Below are 19,093 nucleotides of genomic sequence, written 5' to 3' on the forward strand. Positions count from 1 at the left end.
ATGTTTGTGAAGCACAGAATCCCCCTTCTCGCCGCGCTGGTGGCGGTCCTCCCGCTCGCGCTTTCGGCGTGCAGCAGCGGGGGGAGCGACACACCCGCGCAGCCGAGCGGGCCGGTCACCCTCACCTGGTGGCACAACGGCACCACCGACCCGATCAAGTCGATCTGGGAGAAGGTCGTCACCGACTACCACCAGGCGCACCCCGACGTCACGATCAAGGCCCAGCCGCTGCAGAACGAGGACTTCCCCACCAAGGTCCCGCTCGCCCTGCAGGGGGCGGAGCCGCCGGACGTCTACCAGTCCTGGGGCGCCGGGGACCTGGCCTCGCAGATCACCTCGGGCAAGGTCGCTGACATCACCGACGCCACGAAGCCGTGGATCACCGCGACCACCGGCAAGTTCGGGGAGAACTGGCAGGTCGACGGCAAGCAGTACGGGGTGCCGTTCGAGCAGCACTTCGTCGGCTTCTGGTACCGCAAGGACCTCTTCCAGCAGGCGGGGATCACCACCCCGCCGAAGACGATGGACGAGCTGAACGCCGCCGTCACGCAGCTGAAGGCCAAGAGCATCGCGCCGATCTCGGTCGGCGGCAAGGACCGCTGGCCCGACGCCTTCTACTTCAACTACTTCGCCATCCGCGAATGCTCGGTCGACGTGCTCAAGCAGTCGGTGAAGGCGGTCAAGCTCGACGACCCGTGCTGGACTAAGGCCGGCCAGGACCTGAAGAACTTCCTGGCCACGCAGCCGTTCCAGACCGGGTTCGCCGGCACGCCGGCCCAGCAGGGCGCGGGCAGCTCCGCCGGCCTCGTCGCCAACGGCAAGGCCGCGATGGAACTGCAGGGCGACTGGGAGCCCGGCACGATGTCGGCGCTGACCGACGACAAGCAGCTGGATTCGAAGGTCGGCTGGTTCCCGTTCCCGTCCGTGGCGGGCGGCCAGGGCGACCCGGCGGCCGTGCTCGGCGGCGGCGACGGCTTCGCCTGCACGACCCGCGCGTCGAAGGCGTGTGCGGACTTCCTGCAGTACCTGGGCAGCGAGCCGGTGCAGACGCAGCTCGCCGCCCAGGGGGCCGGCCTGCCCGTCAACACCGTCGCCGCCAAGTCGCTGAAGACCGACACGCTGCGGGCCGTCTACGACTACGGCACGAAGGCGCCCTACCTGCAGATGTACTTCGACCGGGCGTTCCCGACCGCGGTCGGCGCCGCGCTGAACGACGCGGTGGCGAACATGTTCGCCGGTCAGGGCACCCCCGAAGGCATCGTGGCCGCCGTCAACCAGGCCGCGGCGGGCAACAAGTGACCACGGCGACGACCCCGGTGCGGACGGCGGAACGGCCGTCCGCACCGGCGGTCCGAGCCCGGGCGCACCGTCCGAGCCTGCGGAAACGGCTCGAGCTGGCGCTCCTGCTCGGGCCGGCCCTGCTGCTGTTCGCCGGGTTCGTCCTGGTGCCGATCGGGATCGCCGCGTTCTACAGCCTGTTCAAGTGGAACGGCTTCGGCCCGCTGGACGACTTCATCGGCTTCGACAACTACGTCGACGCGTTCTCGGGCGACGTGTTCCAGGGCGCCATCGGGCACAACCTGATCATCGCGGGACTGTCGATCGTGGTGCAGCTGCCGCTGTCGATCGGGTTGGCGATGCTGCTCAACCGCAAGCTGCGGGGCCGCGCGGTGCTGCGCGCGCTGGTGTTCGCGCCGTACGTGCTGTCCGAGGCGATCACGGCGGTGATCTGGGCGCTCATGTTGCAGCCGAACGGGTTTGCCGACCAGGTGCTCCAGGGGGCCGGGCTCGGCGGCCTGGTCCACAACTGGCTGGCCGACCCGGGCATCGTGCTCTACACGCTGTTCGCGGTGATCACCTGGAAGTACATCGGCTTCGGCATCATCCTGCTGCTGGCCGGCCTGCAGGGCGTGCCCGCCGAGCTGCGCGAAGCCGCGGCGCTCGACGGCGCGTCGGCCTGGCAGACCACCCGCCACGTCGTGCTGCCGCTGCTCGGGCCGACCATCCGGATCTGGATCTTCCTGTCGGTCATCGGCTCGCTGCAGCTGTTCGACGTCGTCTGGATCATGACGCTGGGCGGCCCGGCGAACGCGTCGACGACGATGGCGACCTACCTGGTCGACCACGGCTTCAAGCGCTACGAATTCGGGTTCGGCTCCGCCGTCGCGGTGATCCTGTTCGTCATCTGCTTCGTGTTCGCCCTGCTGTACCAGCGGTTCGCGCTCCGCCGCGACACCCAGGGCGCCCTGACGAGGATGGTGCACTGATGCGTTCACGCCGGTTCGGCCTGTCGGTGGGCTACCTCGCGGCGATCGTCGTGCTCGGGGTGACCGTCGTGCCGCTGCTGTTCGTCGTGCTCGGCGGGTTCCGCACCAACGCCCAGATCAACAACGACCCGGCCGGGCTGCCCGGCCCGTGGATCCCGGACAACTACGCCTCGGTCCTCGGCTCGAGCGCGTTCTGGACGTTCCTCGGCAACAGCGCGCTGATCGCCGTGATCGCGACCGCGGTCGCGGTCGGCCTGGGCTCGATGGCCGGGTACGCGCTGTCGCGGTACCAGTTCAAGGGTCGGGAGGGCCTGTACACCCTGTTCACGCTCGGCCTGCTGTTCCCGCTGACCGTGGCGACGCTGCCGCTGTACCTGTGGCTGCGCCAGCTGGGCATGCTCGAAAGCTTCTGGGGCGTGGCGATCCCGGAAGCGGCGTTTTCGCTGCCGGTGACGATCGTGATCCTGCGGCCGTTCATGCACGCCATCCCGGGTGAGATCGAGGACGCGGCCGTGCTCGACGGCGCGAGCCGGCTCGGGTTCTTCTGGCGCATCCTGCTCCCGCTGTCGACGCCCGCGCTGACCACGGTCGCCGTGCTCGCCTTCGTCACCAGCTGGAACGCCTACTTGCTGCCGCTGCTGGTGTTCAACGACTCCGGGCACTTCACGCTGCCGCTCGGCGTCGCCACGTTCCGGACCCAGTACTCCCAGGACACCGCCCGGGTGCTCGCGTTCACCGCGCTGTCGATGATCCCGGCGCTCGCGTTCTTCGTGCTCGCCGAACGGCGCATCGTCGGCGGGCTGACCGGTTCCGTGAAGGGCTGACTCAGGAGGTCTCCCGTGCCGTCCGAGGTCCACCGTCGTACCTTTTTGCAGTTGCTCGCTGTCGCCGGGGCGGGGTCCGTGGCCCTGCCGGGCCTCGCCGAGGCCGGGAGCGGGTTTCCGTTGGTGTCGCGGGGAAAGGCCGCGACGATCGTGGTGAGTCCCGGCGATCTGCCGGGGGTCCGGCGGGTCGCCGGCGACCTGGCCGCCGACGTCGAACGCGTCACGGGCGTGCGGCCGGTCGTGACCGACGTGGTCCCGGCTCACGGGCCGGTAGTGCTGGTCGGCACCCTCGGCCACAGTCCGCTGGTCGACGCGCTGGTGGCGGCGGGCCGCCTCGACGTCAGTGGCATCGCCGGGAAGTGGGAGACGTCGCTGAGCCAGGTCGTCGACGGGCGCCTGGTCCTCACCGGGAGCGACCAGCGCGGCGTGATCTACGGCGTCTACGAGGTCTCGCGGCGGATCGGCGTCTCGCCGTGGTACTGGTGGGCCGACGTCCCGCCTGCCCGGGCTTCGGAGCTGCACATCCCGGGCGAGCGGTTCAGCCTGGGGACGCCGCACGTGAAGTACCGCGGGTTCTTCATCAACGACGAGAACCCGGCGCTCGGCACCTGGGCGCCCGCGTACTTCGGACCCGGTCTCGCGCCGGGCTTCCCGAACGGCTTCAACCACGAGTTCTTCGCCAAGGTCTTCGAGACGATGCTGCGGCTGCGGGCCAACTACCTGTGGCCGGCGGTGTGGGGCCGCGCCTTCGCCGAAGACGACCCGCTCAACCACGCGACCGCCAAGGAGTACGGCGTCGTCATGGGCACCTCGCACGAGGCGCCGATGATGCGCGGGATCGAGGAGTGGAACCGGCACGCGGTGCCGGCGGTCCGCGACGCCGCCGGGAACATCACGACGCCGGGCCACGATCCGTACGGCGGCACGGGGGAGTGGAGCTTCCGGCGCAACGGCGAGGCGATCAAGGCCTACTGGACCGACGGGATCCGCCGGATGGCCCGTGAGGACTTCGAAGGCGTCGTCACGCTCGGCATGCGCGGCAACGGCGACGTCAGCCTGCCCGACGGCGACGGCATCGAGCTGATGCAGGAGATCATCGCGGCCGAACGGGACATCCTCGCCCGCGAGCTCAGCACGGACGTCCCGCAGGTGTGGACGCTGTACAAGGAGGTCCAGCGGTACTGGGCGCAGGGCCTGCGCCCGCCCGACGACGTCATCGTGGTGTTCACCGACGACAACTGGGGCAACGTCCGCAAGCACCCGGACCTCTCGCTGCCGCCGCACCCGGGCGGGTACGGGCTGTACTACCACTTCGACTACGTCGGCGGCGGCCGCAACTACAAGTGGGTCGACACCGCGCTGCTCGCGAACACGTGGGAGCAGCTGCACCAGGCTTCGGCGTACGGCAACGACCGGCTGTGGGTCGCCAACGTCGGGGACATGAAGGGCAACGAGCTGCCGCTGCAGTTCTTCCTCGACTACGCGTGGAACCCGTCGGCGTTGCCCGTCGAGCGGCTGTCCACTTGGGAGCGTGAGTTCGCGTCGGCGAACTTCGGGTCCGCTCTCGCTTCCGACATCGCGTCGGTCCTGCACGACTACGGACGGCTTCAGTCCCGCCGGAAGCCCGAGCTGCTCAACCGGCGGATCACGCTGCAGCCTGACGGCGCGATCGTGTACGACGACCAGGCGACGCCGTTCAGCCTGGTGAACTACCGCGAGCTGGACCGGGTCACCGACGAGTGGCAGGCCCTCGCCGCGCGGTCGGCCCGCATTTCGGCACGGCTGCCTGCTGCCTACCGGGACGCGTTCTACGAACTGGTCGGGTACGAGGTCACGGCGTCGGCGAACCTCTACGCGTTGCGGCGCGCGGAGTTCACGAACCTGCTGTACGCGGCTCAGGGCCGTGCTTCGGCGAACGGGCTCGCCGCCGTCACCGAGGCGCGCTTCGCCGACGACCTCGCGCTGGCGGAGAAGTACAACACCGGCATCGCGGGCGGCAAGTGGAAGGGGTTCCAGACCCAGCCGCACATCGACTACGGCGACGTCGCCCGCTACGGCCCGAATGCGCCCTGGCAGCAGCCGGAGCTGAACAACGTCGCGCTGCCGGACGTCATCTTCCCCGCGGTGCGGCGGCTTTCGCTGCCTGCCGAGGCCTCCTTGGGTGTCGCGGTCGACGGGTCTCCGGAGGCGTGGCCGGGCGCCGCGGGACGTCCGGTGCTGCCGGAGTTCAGCCCGTTCCAGAGCGCGCCGGCCCAGTACATCGACGTGTTCAACCGGGGCCGGACACCGTTCCGCTGCACCGTTTCGGCCGGCGCGCCGTGGGTGCTGGTCGAGCCGCGGGGCGGCCGGGTGGGGGAGGAACTGCGGATGACCGTGCGGATCGACTGGAGCCGTGCGCCGAAGGGCGTCACGACCGTGCCGATCACGGTGTCGGGGGCGGGGGAGTCGGTGGTGGTGGACGCCGTGGTCGCCCATCGCGACGCGCCGGCGCCGTGGCGGCGCGGGTTCGTCGAGGCCGGCGGGTACGTGTCGATGGAGGCTTCGCACTGCAGCGCGAACGTCTCTGCCGGTCCGGTCTCGTGGCGCCCGATCCCGGACCTGGGCCGGACGGGCGCCGGGATGACCCCGTTCCCGGTCACGGCGGCGAGCCGCGCGGCGGGTGCCGGGCCGCGGCTGGAGTACCGGATGACGCTGTTCACCCCCGGGCCGGTGACGGTGTGGGCGTACCTTTCGCCGCGCAGCAACGTGTTGCAGGGTGACGGGCTGAGGTACGCGGTGTCGTTCGACGACGCGGCGCCGCAGGTCGTCAACATCACGAAGGCCACGGGCGCCGACGACATGACGATGAACCGCCAGTGGGAGCGGACGACATCGGACAACGTGAACCTGACTTCGACGCGGCACGTGGTGGCGGCGCCGGGGCCGCACGTGCTGAAGGTCTGGATGGTCGACCCAGCGGTGGTAGTCCAGAAGCTGGTGGTCGACACGGGCGGCCTGCGCCCGAGTTACCTGGGACCGCCGGAGAGCATGCGGTGGCCGGGATGAGCGGGACTCCGCTACCTGCGCCCGGCAGCCAGCGCGCCGTTCCCCCGGTGCGCCGGAGCGGCTGTGCTGTGCCGGACCACCAGACTCGTCGCCAACTCCAGCCGGTGGCTCTCGGGATGCGTCCCCCGGGCCAGCGAAATCGCCAGCCGTGCACCCGCGGCCGCCATCTCCTGCAGCGGCTGGCGGATCGTCGTCAGCTCCGGGGTCAGCCAGCGGGCCACCGGCAGGTCGTCGAAGCCGATCACGCTCAGGTCGTCCGGGATCCGGAGCCCCGCGTCGCGCGCGGCCTCGTACACGCCCAGGGCCTGCAGGTCGCTGCCGGCGAACACCGCCGTCGGGCGGTCGGGGAGGGTCAGCAATGACGCCAGCTCCCGGTAGCCCGACCGGACGTGGAAGTCGCCGCGGCGCACCAGCGCCGGGTCGAACGCCAGCCCGGCCGTCTCCAGCGCCGTGCGGTAGCCGTCGATGCGGGCCCGGCTGCACAGCACCCCGTCCGGCCCGCCGATCATCGCGATCCGGCGGTGCCCCAGCTCCACCAGGTGCCGGGTCGCGGTCAGCCCGCCCTGCCAGTTCGTGGCCCCGATCGAGGGCGTCTCCGGCCCCGGCGCGCCGGCCGGGTCGACCACGACGAGCGGGATGTCGCGGGCCCGCAGCTTCGCCAGTTGCCCGCCGGTGAAGTCGGAGCACACCGAAACGATGCCGACCGGCCGCCGCGCCAGCACGCTTTCCAGCCAGCTCTGCCCCGGCGTGTGGCGGCCCGACGATTCCGCGAGCACGACCGCCATTCCGTTTTCGCGGGCCACGCACTCGACCCCGCGGATGATTTCCAGTGCCCACGTGCTTTCGAGTTCGTGGAACATCAGTTCCAGCAACCGGGAACGGCGGGACCGTTCGTCGGCGCGACGGCGGTAACCGTATTTCCCGATGACCGCTTCGACACGGGCGCGGGTGCTTTCGGCGACGTCGGGGCGCCCGTTGAGCACCTTCGAAACAGTCGGCACGGAAACCCCCGTCTCGGCGGCGATCCGGGCGATGGTGACCCGGGAGACGACAGGCTCAGGATCATCGGACGTCGTTGTCATGAAGGAGATTCTAGGTCATCGAAACCTGATTTGACACACCTCGAAACTTTCGGAAAACGGAGGAAAGAGATGCTGAGAAGTATTCCTATTAAACGCGCTCTGCTGACGGTCGCGGTCGTCGCGGGTATTGCCGTGTGGCAGGCGCCGGCGGCTTCGGCGGCCGTTCCGCTGAAAGACATCACCCATCGTTACGTCGGCAGTGCGGTGGCGGCGGCGTACTTGGCGAACGAAACCGATTACCGGGCCGTGCTCACCCGTGAATTCGACAACGTGACGCCCGAGAACGAGATGAAATGGGGCACGGTCGAAGCCGTTCGCGGCCAGTACGACTGGTCGGGCGCCGACGCGATCGTCCGGTACGCGCAAACGCACCACAAGACCGTCCGCGGCCACACGCTGGTCTGGCACTCCCAGCTGCCGGACTGGGTCGCCGCGCTGCCCGCCGGCGAGCTGCGCCGCGTCCTGCGCGACCACATCACCACGGAAGTCAAGCGGTACAAGGGAAAGATCCGCGCCTGGGACGTCGTCAACGAGATCTTCAACGAGGACGGCACGCGCCGTGACACCGTCTTCCGGCAGAAGCTCGGCGACGGCTTCGTCGCGGACGTGTTCCGCTGGGCGCACGCGGCCGACCCGTCCGCGACGCTGTACATCAACGACTACAACATCGAAGGCCGCAACCCGAAGAGCGACGCGGTGTACGACCTGGTGAAGACGCTCGAACGACAGGGCGTCCCGATCGGCGGCGTCGGGGTCCAGGCACACCTGTCGATCCAGTACGGCTTCCCGGGGGAGTACCGCGAGAACCTGGCCCGGCTGACGAAGCTCGGCGTGGACGTCGCGATCACCGAAGCCGACGTCCGCATCCCGACCCCGCCCGACGCGGCGAAGCTCGACACGCAGGCCAGCTACTTCGACCAGTTGTGGGACGGCTGCCAGGCGGTCCGCCGGTGCGTGGAGTTCACGACGTGGGGCTTCACGGACCGGCACTCCTGGGTCCCGGACGTCTTCCCGGGCGAGGGCGCGGCCTGCCTGTTCGACGAGAACCTGCAGCCGAAGCCCGCATACCTGCGCATCAACCCCTGACCGATGCCATGAGGGGCACCTTCCTGGCCACAAGAGCCAGGAAGGTCCCTCATGGCCGGCTGGAAGGCAGCGGGACCGGGCGCAGGCCGCGGTCGGCGAGATCCGCGAGGATCCGGGGTACCGCTTCGACCGTCGCCGGCCGGCCTTCGTGCATCAGGACGACCCCGTCCGGCTCGGTGCGCGCCGCCGCGGCGACGACCTCGTCCGCGGAGGCGCCCGCCCAGTCGCGGGTGTCGACGGTCCACAGCACCTCGGTGAGCCCGTGCCCGGCGATGGTCTCCGCGACCGCGGGACCCGTGTCGCCGTAGGGCGGCCGGAACAACGCCGGGCGGGTCCCGATGAGGTCGCCGAGGAGGTCCTGCGTGCGGCGGACCTCCTCGTCGCGGGCACCGGCGTCGAGACCGGTGAGCCGCGGGTGCGTCCACGTGTGGTTGCCGATCGTGTGCCCGGCCGCGGCGATCGCCCGGACCAGCGAGGGGTGCGCCGCGGCGTGCTCGCCCCACAGGAAGAACGTCGCGAGCGCGTCGCCGAGGGCGGCCAGCAGCGCGGGCGTCGTCCCGGGGTACGGGCCGTCGTCGAAGGTCAGGGCGACCGTGGTCACCGGGCCAGCGCGGCCAGCCGCTTGGCGGTCGGCCACCGGACGTTCCACGCCCAGCCGAGCTTCTCGAACGCCCAGATCACCCGCGCCGAGATGTCGATCTGCCCGCGCTGCGCGCCGTGGCGGGCCGACGTCGGGTCCGCGTGGTGGGTGTTGTGCCAGGACTCGCCCATCGACAGGATCGCCAGCGGCCAGAAGTTCGCCGAGCGGTCACGGCTGGCGAACGGGCGCTCGCCGATCATGTGGCAGACCGAGTTCACCGACCACGTCACGTGGTGCTGGAACGAGATCCGCGCCAGGCCGGCCCACAGGAACGCGGTCAGCGCGCCCCACCACGACAGCGTGATCAGCCCACCGAGCAGCGCGGGCAGCAGCAGGCTCACCACGACCCACAGCGGGAAGAGCCGGTCGACGACGCGCATGTCGCGGTCGGCCGCCAGGTCGGGGGCGAACCGGTCGATGTTGGTCTTGTCACGCCCGAAGAGCCAGCCCATGTGGGCGTGCCAGAAGCCGCGGGCCAGCGCCGCCGGGGACGTGCCGAACAGCCACGGGGAGTGCGGGTCGCCCTCGCGGTCGGAGAACGCGTGGTGCCGACGGTGGTCGGCCACCCAGCCGATGACCGGGCCCTGCGCCGCGAGGCCGCCGGCGATGGCCAGGGCGATGCGCAGCGCCCGTTTCGCGCGGAACGCGCCGTGGGTGAAGTAGCGGTGGTAGCCGACGGTGATGCCGAGCGTCGACACCACGAAGAAGCCGCCGCCGATGGCGAGGTCGAGCCAGCTGACGCCCCAGCCCCAGAAGACCGGGACGGCCGCGGCGAGCGCGAGGAACGGGACCAGCAGGAACGTGCGGATCGTGATCAGCTCGGCCACGGTCTGGCGGCCGGAGAGCACGGGTTTCGGAGGGGAAGGGCGAGCCTTTACGGAGGCTGTCATGCACTACTCGTTTCGAAGTCATCGCGCGCGGAGCGAGGCTCACGCGCGGGTCGCCGGGGATCGGAACACCCGGCGGTCAGCGGTCTGCGGTGTGGGGGGCCGGGCACGTCGCCGCTCCTGTTCGGCGATCGGCCTGGTCGGCCGAGGTCGGGAGTGAGACCGGCGGGACGCCGGCATCCGAAGTGGGGCTCTCGACACCCACTACGTTACCTGACTGTTGTAAATCCGCAGTGTGGGCGCGCACGAGAAAGGCCCCCGCCCCGAGGGGCGAGGGCCTTCAGGATGCCTCGTGGCTCAGATGACGCTGACGCGCTGGGCCTGGGGGCCCTTCTGGCCCTGGCCGATTTCGAACTCCACGCGCTGACCCTCGTCGAGCGACTTGAAGCCGCTGCCCTGGATCTCGGAGTAGTGGACGAACACGTCCGGACCCCCGCCGTCCTGCGCGATGAAGCCGAAGCCCTTTTCACCGTTGAACCACTTGACACTGCCCTGAGCCATACCCATACCTACTCTTTTTTAGTGAGCCTGGACGTCCCGTTCGGACGCCCGGTCTCGGGACCATCCTCCCATTGACGGTCCGGACTGGCCAGCCCCGGTGGTCAAACTCCCCAATCGGGGCGCAGCGGCATCCCCATGCCGCCCTCGCTGTCGGTCCGGACCCCGAGAATCTGGTGCAGTTCGATCTCGCGGCGTTCGAACGCCAGGCGGCAAGCCGCCAGGTAGAGGGCCCAGACCCGGCTGCGGCCGGGGCCCGCCTCGGCGACCGCCTCGTCCCAGTGCTCGTCGAGGTTGGCGCACCACCCGGCCAGCGTCAGCGCGTAGTGCTCGCGCAGGTTCTCCGAGTGCCGGACCTCCAGACCGGCGTCGTGCATGGCCGTGACGAGCTCGCCGGGCGCCTCGAGCTCGCCGTCCGGGAAGACGTAGCGGTCGATGAACCCGCGCGAGCGGTGGGCGACGCTGGTGTCCGGGTTGGTGATGCAGTGGTTGAGCAGGCGCCCGTGCGGCTTGAGCTTGGCCGCGAGGAACCGGAAGTAACCGGGCACGTTCCGGGCGCCGATGTGCTCGGTCAGGCCGATCGAGGAGATCGCGTCGAACCCGGTCTCGGTGACGTCGCGGTAGTCGAGGTGGCGGATCTCGGCGCGGTCGGCCAAGCCCAGGGAGACGATGTTCTTCTGCGCCCACTGGGCCTGCTCGCGCGAGAGCGTGACGCCGAGCGCTTCGACGCCGTAGTGCCGGACGGCGTGCGCGACCATCCCGCCCCAGCCGCAGCCGACGTCGAGGAGCTTCATGCCGGGCTCGAGGCCGAGCTTGCGGCAGACCAGGTCGAACTTGTGCTCCTGGGCCTGCTCCAGCGTGGCGTCGGCTTCCGGGAACACCGCGCACGTGTAGGCCATGGACGGGCCGAGGACCAGCTCGTAGAACCGGTTGGAGACGTCGTAGTGGCTGGCGATGGCCTCGCTGTCGCGGCTCTTCGAGTGCCGCAGCGCGGTCATCCCGCGGCGGATCCGGCTCGGGTGCTCCTCGGCGGGCGGCTTGACGACCCGCAGGTGGCGGGCGCCGAGCTTGCGCAGCAGCCACAGCCGGTCGGCCGCGGTGAGCTGGTCGACCTGGGCCGACAGCGCGTGCAGCGCGGTGTAGAGGTCGCCGGTGACGTCGAGCGCGCCCGCGACGTACGCGCGGGCGAGGCCGAGGTCGCCGGGGGACGACATCAGGTAGTCGAGGGCCAGCGGCGAGCGCACCTGGATCGCGACCGGCGCGTCGGCCGGACCGCTGCTGCTGCCGTCGTAGGCGGTGATGGAGACGGTCGCGCGGGGGCCGAGCAGGCGCTCGAAGACCTCGCCGACCGGGGTGGTTGCCTGGGTCACGTTCGTTCCTTTCACCGGCGGCGGACACATTTCTCGTAGAGGCCGAGCAATCGCTCGTCCGGGTCGTAGGTCCGCTTGAGCTCCCGGTAGGCGTCGCCGTTGTAGAGCCGCCAGAACTCGTCTTCGGCGTAGAAGCTGTCCGAATAGAGCGACTTGTGCCCGCCCAGCCGGGTGACCTCGCCTTCGATCATCCGGTTGTGCACGCCGTCACGCTCACCCGGGGCCAGCGGGACGGCCGACCAGAACCCGAAGTTGACGTAGAGCGCTTCGGGGTCCAGTTCGTAGAGCGGCCAGCGCACGCCGCCGGGGCGCTGCCGCAGCGGGCAGACCCAGACGGGGCTGATCGGGATCTCGCGCTCGAAGAACTCGAGGAACTCCGCGGCGCGGCCGACCGGCACCTCGATGTCCTGCACGATCGTCTCTTCCGGTGGCAGCCGCCGGAGCTTGAGCAGCCGCTGGGCGATCTTGAACCGGCGGTCGAGCGCCACGGCCTTCCAGTAGACCGACGACCGCAGGAACTTGCGGCCGAGCAGCAGCCGCGGCAGCCGGTGCTGGACGCCGAACGCGCGGGAGCACCAGAACCAGTCGGTGTCCCAGCGCCAGAGGTAGTCGCGGACGGTCAGGTGGTCGGTCTCACGGGCCTGGATCGACCGGTAGTAGATGTCGAGCCAGGTGTAGTCGCTGGGCGTGGGCGCCGTGTCGGCGAACGTGGCCAGCGTGAGGTACAGCTCGTCCGGGCCGAACACCGTGCCGTCGACGAAGTCGACGTGCTCGCCGTCGTACTCGCTCTTCGCGCAGACCTCTTCCAGCGTCCGGAAGAAGGTCTCCCGGTCGTGGTGGCGGACGTGGCGCAGCCGCACGAACGGCTTCACCGGTTCGAGGACGATCTTCAGGCGCAGCGCGTAACCGAGGGTGCCGTAGGAATTGGGGAAGCCGCGGAAGAGGGCGGCGTGCTCGTTGTCCGGGGTGGCGACGACGATCCGGCCGTCCCCGGTGAGGACTTCGAGCTCCAGCACCGACTCGTGCGGCATGCCGTTGCGGAAGGACGAGGACTCGATGCCGAGGCCGGTGACCGCGCCGCCGAGGGTGATGGTCTTGAGCTGCGGGACGACCAGGGGCATCAGGCCGTGCGGGAGGGTGGCGTCGACGAGCTGTTCGTAGGTGACCATCCCTTCGACGTCGGCGGTACGGGTGTCGGGGTCGACGCGCAGCACGTGGGTGAAGCCCGAAACGTCCAGTCCCGGGTGTTTCGCGGCGGCCCGCGAGCGGAAGAGGTTGGATGTCCGCTTCGCGAGCCGGACGGTGGCTTCACCCGCCATCGCGGTGAGCTGCCGGCGCAGGGCGTCGACGCGGGCTTCGTGCTCGGGGAATGCCGGGCCCGGACGGGCTTCCGGTACCCCGGCCTGATCGATGGTCACGTCCCGATCCTGCCTCACCGCGAAGGCGAACGCACCGTGCCGTCCGGGCGGTACCGGGCATGGGGACTTGTCATCCATGAGGCGACACGTAGAATGTCATCGGATTGATGACATACGGACGTCGGATCTTCCCGGTTGATCGCGCCGGCGGCCGGGGTATCCGGCGCTCGGACCGCGGGGATCCCGCGGCGGCACGGGAAAGCGAGGCGGCGTTGAGCATACTGGTCGATTTCGGGCGCGACACGGAGTTCTCGTTCGAGCGGGCGTTGCGCGGGTACGTGGCCGCGGTGGCCCGCGCGGTGGGGGTCGGGCTGGAGTCCTGCACACTGGACGCGGGAACGCCCGCGGCGGCTTACATCGCGCTCGACTGGCGCCTGACCCGGTTCCCGGACCACGACCTCGCACTGGTCTGGGACGAAGCTCACGGCTGGGCGGCGGCGATCGAAGACCACGGCGGCGCGACGATCCTGACCTACCTCGGCGGTGAAGTGCTCGCCGAACCCCGTGCGGTGGTCCGCTTCCTCGCGGCGGTCCGTGCCGACGACCCGGACGCCGGAACGCTCGAAGCGCCGGCGCTGCGCGAGCCGGGCGACCACGAGGAGCTGCTGGCCGCCCTGGTGCCGCAAGCCTGAGGCAGACTGGCCCCCATGACGGTGGGGGACAGGTGCTGACAGCGGAAACCGCGGTGGATCGGCTGGTGCCGCGCGAACCCCGGATCTCTCCGGACGGCCGGTGGGTCGCGTACGTGACGGCTCCGGTGGGCCGCGTGGGGAAGCACCCGGTGAGTGGCTTGTGGCTCGCGCCGGCCGACGGGAGTGCGGCCGCCCGGGAGCTCGCGGGCGGCGCGGCCGAGCGCCGGGCGCTGCGGTGGGCCGCGGACTCGGGTTCGGTGTTCTTCCTGTCGGACAGCGATGAGCGCGGGACGGCGCAGCTGTACCGGATCGCCGTGGGCGGAGGCGATCCCCGGCGGTTGACGGAGTGGGCCGCGGGAGTCAGCGGTCACGTCCCGCTGGCGGGATCGGTGGTGTTGATCGCGCCGGACGCGCAGGACCGCGCGGGTGATCCGCGGGTCCGGACCGTGCGGCCGGACGAGCCGGTCACCCGGCCGGTCTGGGACACCCGAGCCCGTCCCGACCGGCTCTGGTCGCTCGACCTCGAAACCTCCGCCGTGCGGCCTCTCGGCGACCTCGGCGACCGGCACGTCCGCGAAGCAGCCGCCCGGCCGGACGGCACCGCGCTCGCCGTGCTCACCTGGTCGTGCGCCGATCGTGAACCCGGGATCTTCGAACCCGGCCTCCACCTCGTCGACCCCAGCACCGGCGAAACCCGCGACCTCGGCACCCCGGCGCTCGAAGCGTCCTCACCGGCCTGGTGGCACGACGGCACCGAGTGGCACCTCGCCTACCTCGGCCTGACGCCGCCGGGCCTGGTCGGCGGCACTGCCGTCTTCGACGGCCGCGAGAACCGCACCGAGGGCATGACCAGCTGCCCCACCGAACTCGTCCAGGTCGACGAAGGCCCGCCTCTCGCGTTGTTCGCCGACGGCCTGGACACCACCATCCGCCGTCTCGACTCCGCTCTTACGAAGATCGCCGGGATCCAGGGCGCCGCCCTCACCGCGAGTTGCGACGGCCGGACCGTCGCGGTCGTGAAGAGCACCGGAACCGAGCCCGAAGAGATCTTCGCCGGTCCGCCGGAAGGTCCCTTGGTCCGCCTCAGCAGGACCGCCCCGGACGGAAGCTGGGGCACCCAGCACCGGCTGGACTACCGAGCCCCGGACGGCCTGGACCTCGACGGGCTCCTCGTCCTCCCGCCGGGGAGAACCCCGACCGACGGCCCGTTCCCCCTGGTCACGCTCGTCCACGGCGGTCCCCACGATCGGTACGCCGATCGCTTCCACCTCGGCTGGTACCCCTCCGGCCAATGGCTCGCCGCCGCCGGCTTCGCGGTCTTCCTCCCGAACCCCCGCGGTGGGCTGGGTCACGGCCACGCCTTCGCGGCGAGCGTCGCCGGGGACGTCGGCGGCGCGGAGTTCACCGACGTCCTCGCCGGCATCGACCTGCTCGTGAAGGACGGCATCGCCGACGAAACCCGCCTCGGGATCGGTGGCGGGAGCCATGGGGGATTCTTCACCGCCTGGGCCGTCACCCAGACCGACCGCTTCGCCGCCGCCGTCGTCCTCGCCGGGGTCATCGACTGGCCGATGCTCGCGGCGACCGGCGAGCACTCGCGGTTCGAAGCCGCGCTGGGCGGCGCGGAGAACAGCCCGATCACCCACGCCCACCGGATCCGCACGCCCGTCCTGATCCTGCACGGCGAGGAGGACACGAACGTCCCGCTCTCCCAGGCCGAACTCCTCCACCGCGCGCTCGCCGGCAAGCACCACGAGTACGTCGTCTACCCGCGGGAGAACCACTCGATCCGCGAGCGCGGCCACCAGATCGACGTCCTGAACCGGTCGCGCGCGTGGTTCTCACACCTGCTCGCCTAGCTTGAACTCCACCTCCCCGGCGCTGAAGGAGAAGCCGTCCGCACCGATGGTGACGTCGGCTTCGCGCGGCTCGGCCCGGGTGACGACCGGCTGGACCGCACCGTCGAGGTCCAGCACCACGGACGCGTCGGTGTACCAGCTCGGCACCACCGGGTTGCCCCACCAGTCGCGGCGCTGGTTGTCGTGCACGTCCCAGGTGATCACCGGGTTGTCCGGGTCGCCGGTGTAGTAGTCGTGCGTGTAGATCTCGATGCGGTGCCCGTCGGGATCCCGGACGTACAGGTAGAACGCGTTCGACACGCCGTGGCGGCCCGGCCCGCGCTCGATCGTGCCCGGTTTCCGCAGCGCGCCCAGGTGGTCGCAGATGTGCAGGATCTGGTGCCGTTCGTGCGACGCGAACGCGATGTGGTGCAGCCGCGGGCCGTCGCCGCCGGTCAGGGCGACGTCGTTCACCGTCGGCTTGCGGAACATCCAGGCCGCGTACACCGTGCCTTCCCCGTCCTGGATGTCTTCGGACACGCGGAACCCCAGGCCCTCGTAGTACTTCCGGGCCGCCGGGACGTCCGGGGTGTCCAGGTTGAAGTGGTCCAACCGGGACAGCGCGCCGGCGCCGTGGACGTCGTAGCGCTGCGTGAACCGCTCGACGTGCTCGGCCTCGTGGAAGAACTCCACCGGGAACCCGAGCGGGTCGAGGACCCGGACCGCTTCGCCGATGCCGCGCGTCGCAGCCGCCGGACGGCGCTCCACGCGCACCCCCAGCGCACGGTAGTACGCCTCGGCCAGGTCGAGGTCCGCCGCGCTCCGGACGCGGTAGGCGAGTACGGCGAGCGCAGGCGTAGGCCCCTTCCGCAACACGAGGGAATGGTGCAGGTACTCCTCGAACGCCCGCAGGTACAGCGCTTCTTCGTCTTCGTGCGTGACCACGAGCCCGAGCACGTCGACGTAGAAGGCCCGCGACGCCGCCAGGTCGGTGACGACGAGTTCGGCGTACGCGCAACGAAGGATGTCCGGCGGGGTCATGACTCAGCCTTCCGGTCGGCGCCGAACCGGGCCGTGTGGACCGGCCCGAGCGAGACGTGGATCGCCTGCTGGTGGGTGTAGAAGTCGAGTGAGCGGTAGCCGCCTTCGTGGCCGAGGCCGGACGCCTTGACCCCGCCGAACGGCGTGCGCAGGTCGCGGACGTTGTGCGAGTTCAGCCAGACCATCCCGGCTTCGACCGAGTGCGCGAAGGTGTGCGCCCGTTCCAGATTCGACGTCCACAGGTAAGCGGCCAGGCCGTACTTGACGTCGTTGGCGAGCGCCAGGGCCTCGGCATCGGTGTCGAACGGGGTCAGCGCGACCACCGGTCCGAAGATCTCCTCCTGGAAGATCCTCGCGGTGGAAGGAACATCGGCGAACACCGTCGGCGCCACGTAGTTCCCGGTGTCCGATCCGGACGGACGACCGCCGCCCGCCAGCAGCCGGCCTTCCGCCTTGCCCAGCTCGACGTACCGCATCACCTTCTCGTAGTGCTCGGGGTGCACCAGCGCACCGACCTCGGTGGCCGGGTCGTGCGGGTCGCCGACGACGATGTCCTTCGCCCGCGAGGCGTACCGCGCGCAGAACTCGTCGTAGATCGGCCGCTCGACGAGGATCCGGCTGCCGGCGGTGCAGCGTTCGCCGTTGAGCGAGAACACGCCGAAGAGCGTCGAGTCGAGCGCGGCGTCGAGGTCCGCGTCGGCGAACACGATCGCCGGGGACTTGCCGCCCAGCTCCATCGACATGCCCTTGAGCCCGGCCGCGCAGTTGCGGTAGATCGTCTGCCCGGTCGTGGTCTCGCCGGTGAAGGAGATCAGCGGGACGTCCGGGTGCTTGACGAGCGCGTCGCCCGCTTCCTCGCCGAAGCCGTTGACGAGGTTGAACACCCCCGAAGGCAGTCCGGCGTCGGCGAAGATCCCCGCCCACAGACTGGCCGACAGCGGCGTGAACTCGGCCGGCTTGAGCACCACTGTGCACCCCGAAGCCAGCGCCGGCGCGAGCTTCCAGCTCTCCAGCATGAACGGCGTGTTCCACGGCGTGATCAGTCCGGCGACGCCGACCGGCTTGCGGTGCACGTAGTTCACCTGCCGGCCGGGCACCTGGTAGGTGTCGTCGGCCTGCGCGACGACGAGATCGGCGAAGAACCGGAAGTTCTCGGCGGCGCGCTGGGCCTGGCCGAGCGCCTGGGTGATCGGCAGGCCGGTGTCGAACGTCTCCAGCTCGGCGAGCCGCGCGTCCTGCGCCTCGACGGCGTCGGCGATCTTGTTCAGCACGCGTGCGCGGGCCCGCGGCAGCATCCGCGGCCACGGCCCGTCGGTGAAGGCCCGGCGCGCCACCGCGACCGCCCGGTCGACGTCCTCGGCCTGGCCGGCCGCCGCCGTCACGTACGGGGTGTTCGACACCGGGTCGAGCACGTCGAACGTCTTGCCCGAGGCGCTGTCGACGAGCTCCCCGCCGATGTAGTGCTTCAGCTCGCCCGGCAGCCCTTCCGGGACGTGGTGACTCATGCTTTCCCCTTCACGGTGAAGCCTTCGGCCGGCGAGAGGTACTTCTCGCCTTCCCCCAGGAATTCCTTGATCCGGGCGATCCCGGCCTCGCTCGGCGCGATCAGCGGCGGCCGCACGTGCCCCGACGCGATCAGCCCGCGCTGCTCCAGAACCCACTTGCCGGGCGCCGGGTTGGTCTCGACGAACAGCAGGTCGACCAGCGGGTGCAGGCCGTAGTGGATCTCCCGGGCTCGCTCGTGGTCGCCCGCCTGCCACGCGGTGTACATCTCGGCGCAGGCGGCCGGGGCGATGTTGGCCGTCGCGCTGACGAACCCGGCGCCGCCGAGAGCCAGCAGCGGCAGGCAGAGCAGCTCGATCCCGGACCACACGAGCAGCTCGCGGCCGCACAGGTGCAGCACCCGGGAGAAGTGCTCGAAGTCCTTGGTCGTCTCCTTGATCCCGACGAAGTTTTCGCACGAGCGGAACAGTCGTGCGACCGTCGGCGGCGCGAGGTCCACGGCGGTCCGGCTCGGCACGTTGTAGGCGACGATCGGCAGGTCGGGGAACTCGTTGCAGACCGTGCGGTACCAGACGAACAGCGCGTCCTGCGTGGGTCGCGCGTAGTACGGCGTGATGACCAGCGCGGCGTCGATCCCGGCGTCGCGCGCGGCGGCGGTCAGCTCGAGGGTCTCGTCGAGCTTCGCCGAGCCGGTGCCCGGAACGAACGGCACTTCGTCGCCTACCTCCGCGGCGACCGTGCGGATCGCCTCGGCCCGCTCGGCGATCGTCTGCGAACCGGGTTCACCGGTGGAGCCGCCGATCGAGATGCCGTGCGTGCCCGAGGCGAGCTGCCAGCGCACGAGGTTCTTCAAGCCGTCGTGGTCCACCGCGCCGTCGGCGGCGAACGGCGTCATCAGCGGCGCGATCGACCCGCGGATGGCCTGGGGATCGGAGCGGAATCGCATGGGTTTCCTTCCTGCG

At 70.6% G+C, this 19,093-nt stretch carries 16 protein-coding genes; 7 read left to right on the forward strand and 9 right to left on the reverse strand.

Features of this window, described 5'->3' with window-relative positions; genetic code table 11:
* Genes AB0M59_RS27575 through AB0M59_RS27590 form a run of 4 tightly spaced genes read left to right on the forward strand, consistent with a single transcriptional unit; the run spans position 1 to position 6,136 of the window.
* Positions 1–1,299, forward strand: a complete 1,299-nt coding sequence (locus AB0M59_RS27575) for an extracellular solute-binding protein (RefSeq protein WP_364620373.1) — start codon at positions 1–3, stop codon at positions 1,297–1,299.
* The gene (locus AB0M59_RS27580) at positions 1,296–2,267 is read left to right on the forward strand and encodes a sugar ABC transporter permease (protein ID WP_364620375.1); all 972 of its coding nucleotides are present in this window, start codon (positions 1,296–1,298) and stop codon (positions 2,265–2,267) included. The genes AB0M59_RS27575 and AB0M59_RS27580 overlap by 4 nt, the downstream gene beginning before the upstream one ends.
* On the forward strand, positions 2,267–3,091 hold the full coding sequence (locus tag AB0M59_RS27585) for a carbohydrate ABC transporter permease (protein WP_364620378.1): 825 nt from the start codon (positions 2,267–2,269) through the stop codon (positions 3,089–3,091). The genes AB0M59_RS27580 and AB0M59_RS27585 overlap by 1 nt, the downstream gene beginning before the upstream one ends.
* A gap of 51 nt (positions 3,092–3,142) precedes the next feature.
* Complete coding sequence (locus AB0M59_RS27590) at positions 3,143–6,136, forward strand: glycosyl hydrolase 115 family protein (RefSeq protein WP_364620381.1); 2,994 nt, start codon at positions 3,143–3,145, stop codon at positions 6,134–6,136.
* 11 nt (positions 6,137–6,147) lie between these two features.
* Here AB0M59_RS27590 and AB0M59_RS27595 read toward each other — a convergent pair whose 3' ends face one another.
* Positions 6,148–7,218, reverse strand: coding sequence for a LacI family DNA-binding transcriptional regulator (locus AB0M59_RS27595; RefSeq protein WP_364620383.1), 1,071 nt, complete (start codon positions 7,216–7,218; stop codon positions 6,148–6,150).
* Positions 7,219–7,287: 69 nt separating this feature from the next.
* On the opposite strand from AB0M59_RS27595, the gene AB0M59_RS27600 reads away from it, so the two are divergent.
* Positions 7,288–8,304 (forward strand): endo-1,4-beta-xylanase, encoded by a 1,017-nt coding sequence (locus AB0M59_RS27600; protein ID WP_364620386.1) that lies wholly within the window; start codon positions 7,288–7,290, stop codon positions 8,302–8,304.
* Between the two features lie 49 nt (positions 8,305–8,353).
* Here AB0M59_RS27600 and AB0M59_RS27605 read toward each other — a convergent pair whose 3' ends face one another.
* The 5 genes from AB0M59_RS27605 to AB0M59_RS27625 form a co-directional block, all read right to left on the reverse strand.
* Positions 8,354–8,905 carry a polysaccharide deacetylase family protein gene (locus AB0M59_RS27605; protein ID WP_364620388.1) on the reverse strand — a complete coding sequence of 184 codons (552 nt, stop codon included), beginning with the start codon at positions 8,903–8,905 and terminating at the stop codon, positions 8,354–8,356.
* The gene (locus AB0M59_RS27610; protein WP_364620391.1) at positions 8,902–9,834 is read right to left on the reverse strand and encodes an acyl-CoA desaturase; all 933 of its coding nucleotides are present in this window, start codon (positions 9,832–9,834) and stop codon (positions 8,902–8,904) included. The genes AB0M59_RS27605 and AB0M59_RS27610 overlap by 4 nt, the downstream gene beginning before the upstream one ends.
* A gap of 294 nt (positions 9,835–10,128) precedes the next feature.
* Positions 10,129–10,332, reverse strand: coding sequence for a cold-shock protein (locus tag AB0M59_RS27615; protein ID WP_004558414.1), 204 nt, complete (start codon positions 10,330–10,332; stop codon positions 10,129–10,131).
* 101 nt (positions 10,333–10,433) lie between these two features.
* Positions 10,434–11,729 (reverse strand): cyclopropane-fatty-acyl-phospholipid synthase family protein, encoded by a 1,296-nt coding sequence (locus AB0M59_RS27620; protein ID WP_364620394.1) that lies wholly within the window; start codon positions 11,727–11,729, stop codon positions 10,434–10,436.
* Positions 11,711–13,117: an FAD-binding oxidoreductase gene (locus AB0M59_RS27625; protein ID WP_364620397.1), complete on the reverse strand. Its 1,407-nt coding sequence runs from the start codon at positions 13,115–13,117 to the stop codon at positions 11,711–11,713. Before AB0M59_RS27625 ends, AB0M59_RS27620 begins: the two co-directional genes overlap by 19 nt.
* Positions 13,118–13,329: 212 nt before the next feature.
* Between AB0M59_RS27625 and AB0M59_RS27630 the strand changes: the two genes are divergently transcribed.
* Positions 13,330–13,749 carry a DUF6292 family protein gene (locus AB0M59_RS27630; protein WP_364620615.1) on the forward strand — a complete coding sequence of 140 codons (420 nt, stop codon included), beginning with the start codon at positions 13,330–13,332 and terminating at the stop codon, positions 13,747–13,749.
* A gap of 32 nt (positions 13,750–13,781) precedes the next feature.
* On the forward strand, positions 13,782–15,608 hold the full coding sequence (locus AB0M59_RS27635; protein WP_364620400.1) for a prolyl oligopeptidase family serine peptidase: 1,827 nt from the start codon (positions 13,782–13,784) through the stop codon (positions 15,606–15,608).
* On the opposite strand, the gene hpaD is transcribed toward AB0M59_RS27635, so the two are convergent.
* From hpaD to dapA, 3 genes are read right to left on the reverse strand one after another with little or no spacing between them, the layout of a single operon-like run.
* The gene (hpaD, locus tag AB0M59_RS27640; protein WP_364620402.1) at positions 15,591–16,628 is read right to left on the reverse strand and encodes a 3,4-dihydroxyphenylacetate 2,3-dioxygenase; all 1,038 of its coding nucleotides are present in this window, start codon (positions 16,626–16,628) and stop codon (positions 15,591–15,593) included. The two genes, AB0M59_RS27635 and hpaD, sit on opposite strands and share 18 nt — an antisense overlap.
* Positions 16,625–18,133, reverse strand: coding sequence for a 5-carboxymethyl-2-hydroxymuconate semialdehyde dehydrogenase (gene hpaE, locus AB0M59_RS27645; protein WP_364620405.1), 1,509 nt, complete (start codon positions 18,131–18,133; stop codon positions 16,625–16,627). The genes hpaD and hpaE overlap by 4 nt, the downstream gene beginning before the upstream one ends.
* Positions 18,130–19,077, reverse strand: coding sequence for a 4-hydroxy-tetrahydrodipicolinate synthase (gene dapA, locus AB0M59_RS27650; protein ID WP_364620408.1), 948 nt, complete (start codon positions 19,075–19,077; stop codon positions 18,130–18,132). Before dapA ends, hpaE begins: the two co-directional genes overlap by 4 nt.
* Positions 19,078–19,093 lie beyond the last annotated feature (16 nt).

Source organism: Amycolatopsis sp. NPDC051371, from assembly GCF_040682155.1.
Taxonomy (GTDB): Bacteria; Actinomycetota; Actinomycetes; order Mycobacteriales; family Pseudonocardiaceae; genus Amycolatopsis.

Excerpts from the sequence above, each read along its gene's own strand:
- AB0M59_RS27575 (WP_364620373.1), top strand. The coding sequence starts at position 1 with ATGTTTGTGAAGCACAGAATCCCCCTTCTCGCCGCGCTGGTGGCGGTC.
- AB0M59_RS27585 (WP_364620378.1), top strand. The coding sequence starts at position 2,267 with ATGCGTTCACGCCGGTTCGGCCTGTCGGTGGGCTACCTCGCGGCGATC.
- AB0M59_RS27595 (WP_364620383.1), bottom strand. The coding sequence starts at position 7,218 with ATGACAACGACGTCCGATGATCCTGAGCCTGTCGTCTCCCGGGTCACC.
- AB0M59_RS27600 (WP_364620386.1), top strand. The coding sequence starts at position 7,288 with ATGCTGAGAAGTATTCCTATTAAACGCGCTCTGCTGACGGTCGCGGTC.
- AB0M59_RS27610 (WP_364620391.1), bottom strand. The coding sequence starts at position 9,834 with ATGACAGCCTCCGTAAAGGCTCGCCCTTCCCCTCCGAAACCCGTGCTC.
- AB0M59_RS27615 (WP_004558414.1), bottom strand. The coding sequence starts at position 10,332 with ATGGCTCAGGGCAGTGTCAAGTGGTTCAACGGTGAAAAGGGCTTCGGC.
- AB0M59_RS27620 (WP_364620394.1), bottom strand. The coding sequence starts at position 11,729 with ATGTGTCCGCCGCCGGTGAAAGGAACGAACGTGACCCAGGCAACCACC.
- hpaD (WP_364620402.1), bottom strand. The coding sequence starts at position 16,628 with ATGACCCCGCCGGACATCCTTCGTTGCGCGTACGCCGAACTCGTCGTC.
- hpaE (WP_364620405.1), bottom strand. The coding sequence starts at position 18,133 with ATGAGTCACCACGTCCCGGAAGGGCTGCCGGGCGAGCTGAAGCACTAC.
- dapA (WP_364620408.1), bottom strand. The coding sequence starts at position 19,077 with ATGCGATTCCGCTCCGATCCCCAGGCCATCCGCGGGTCGATCGCGCCG.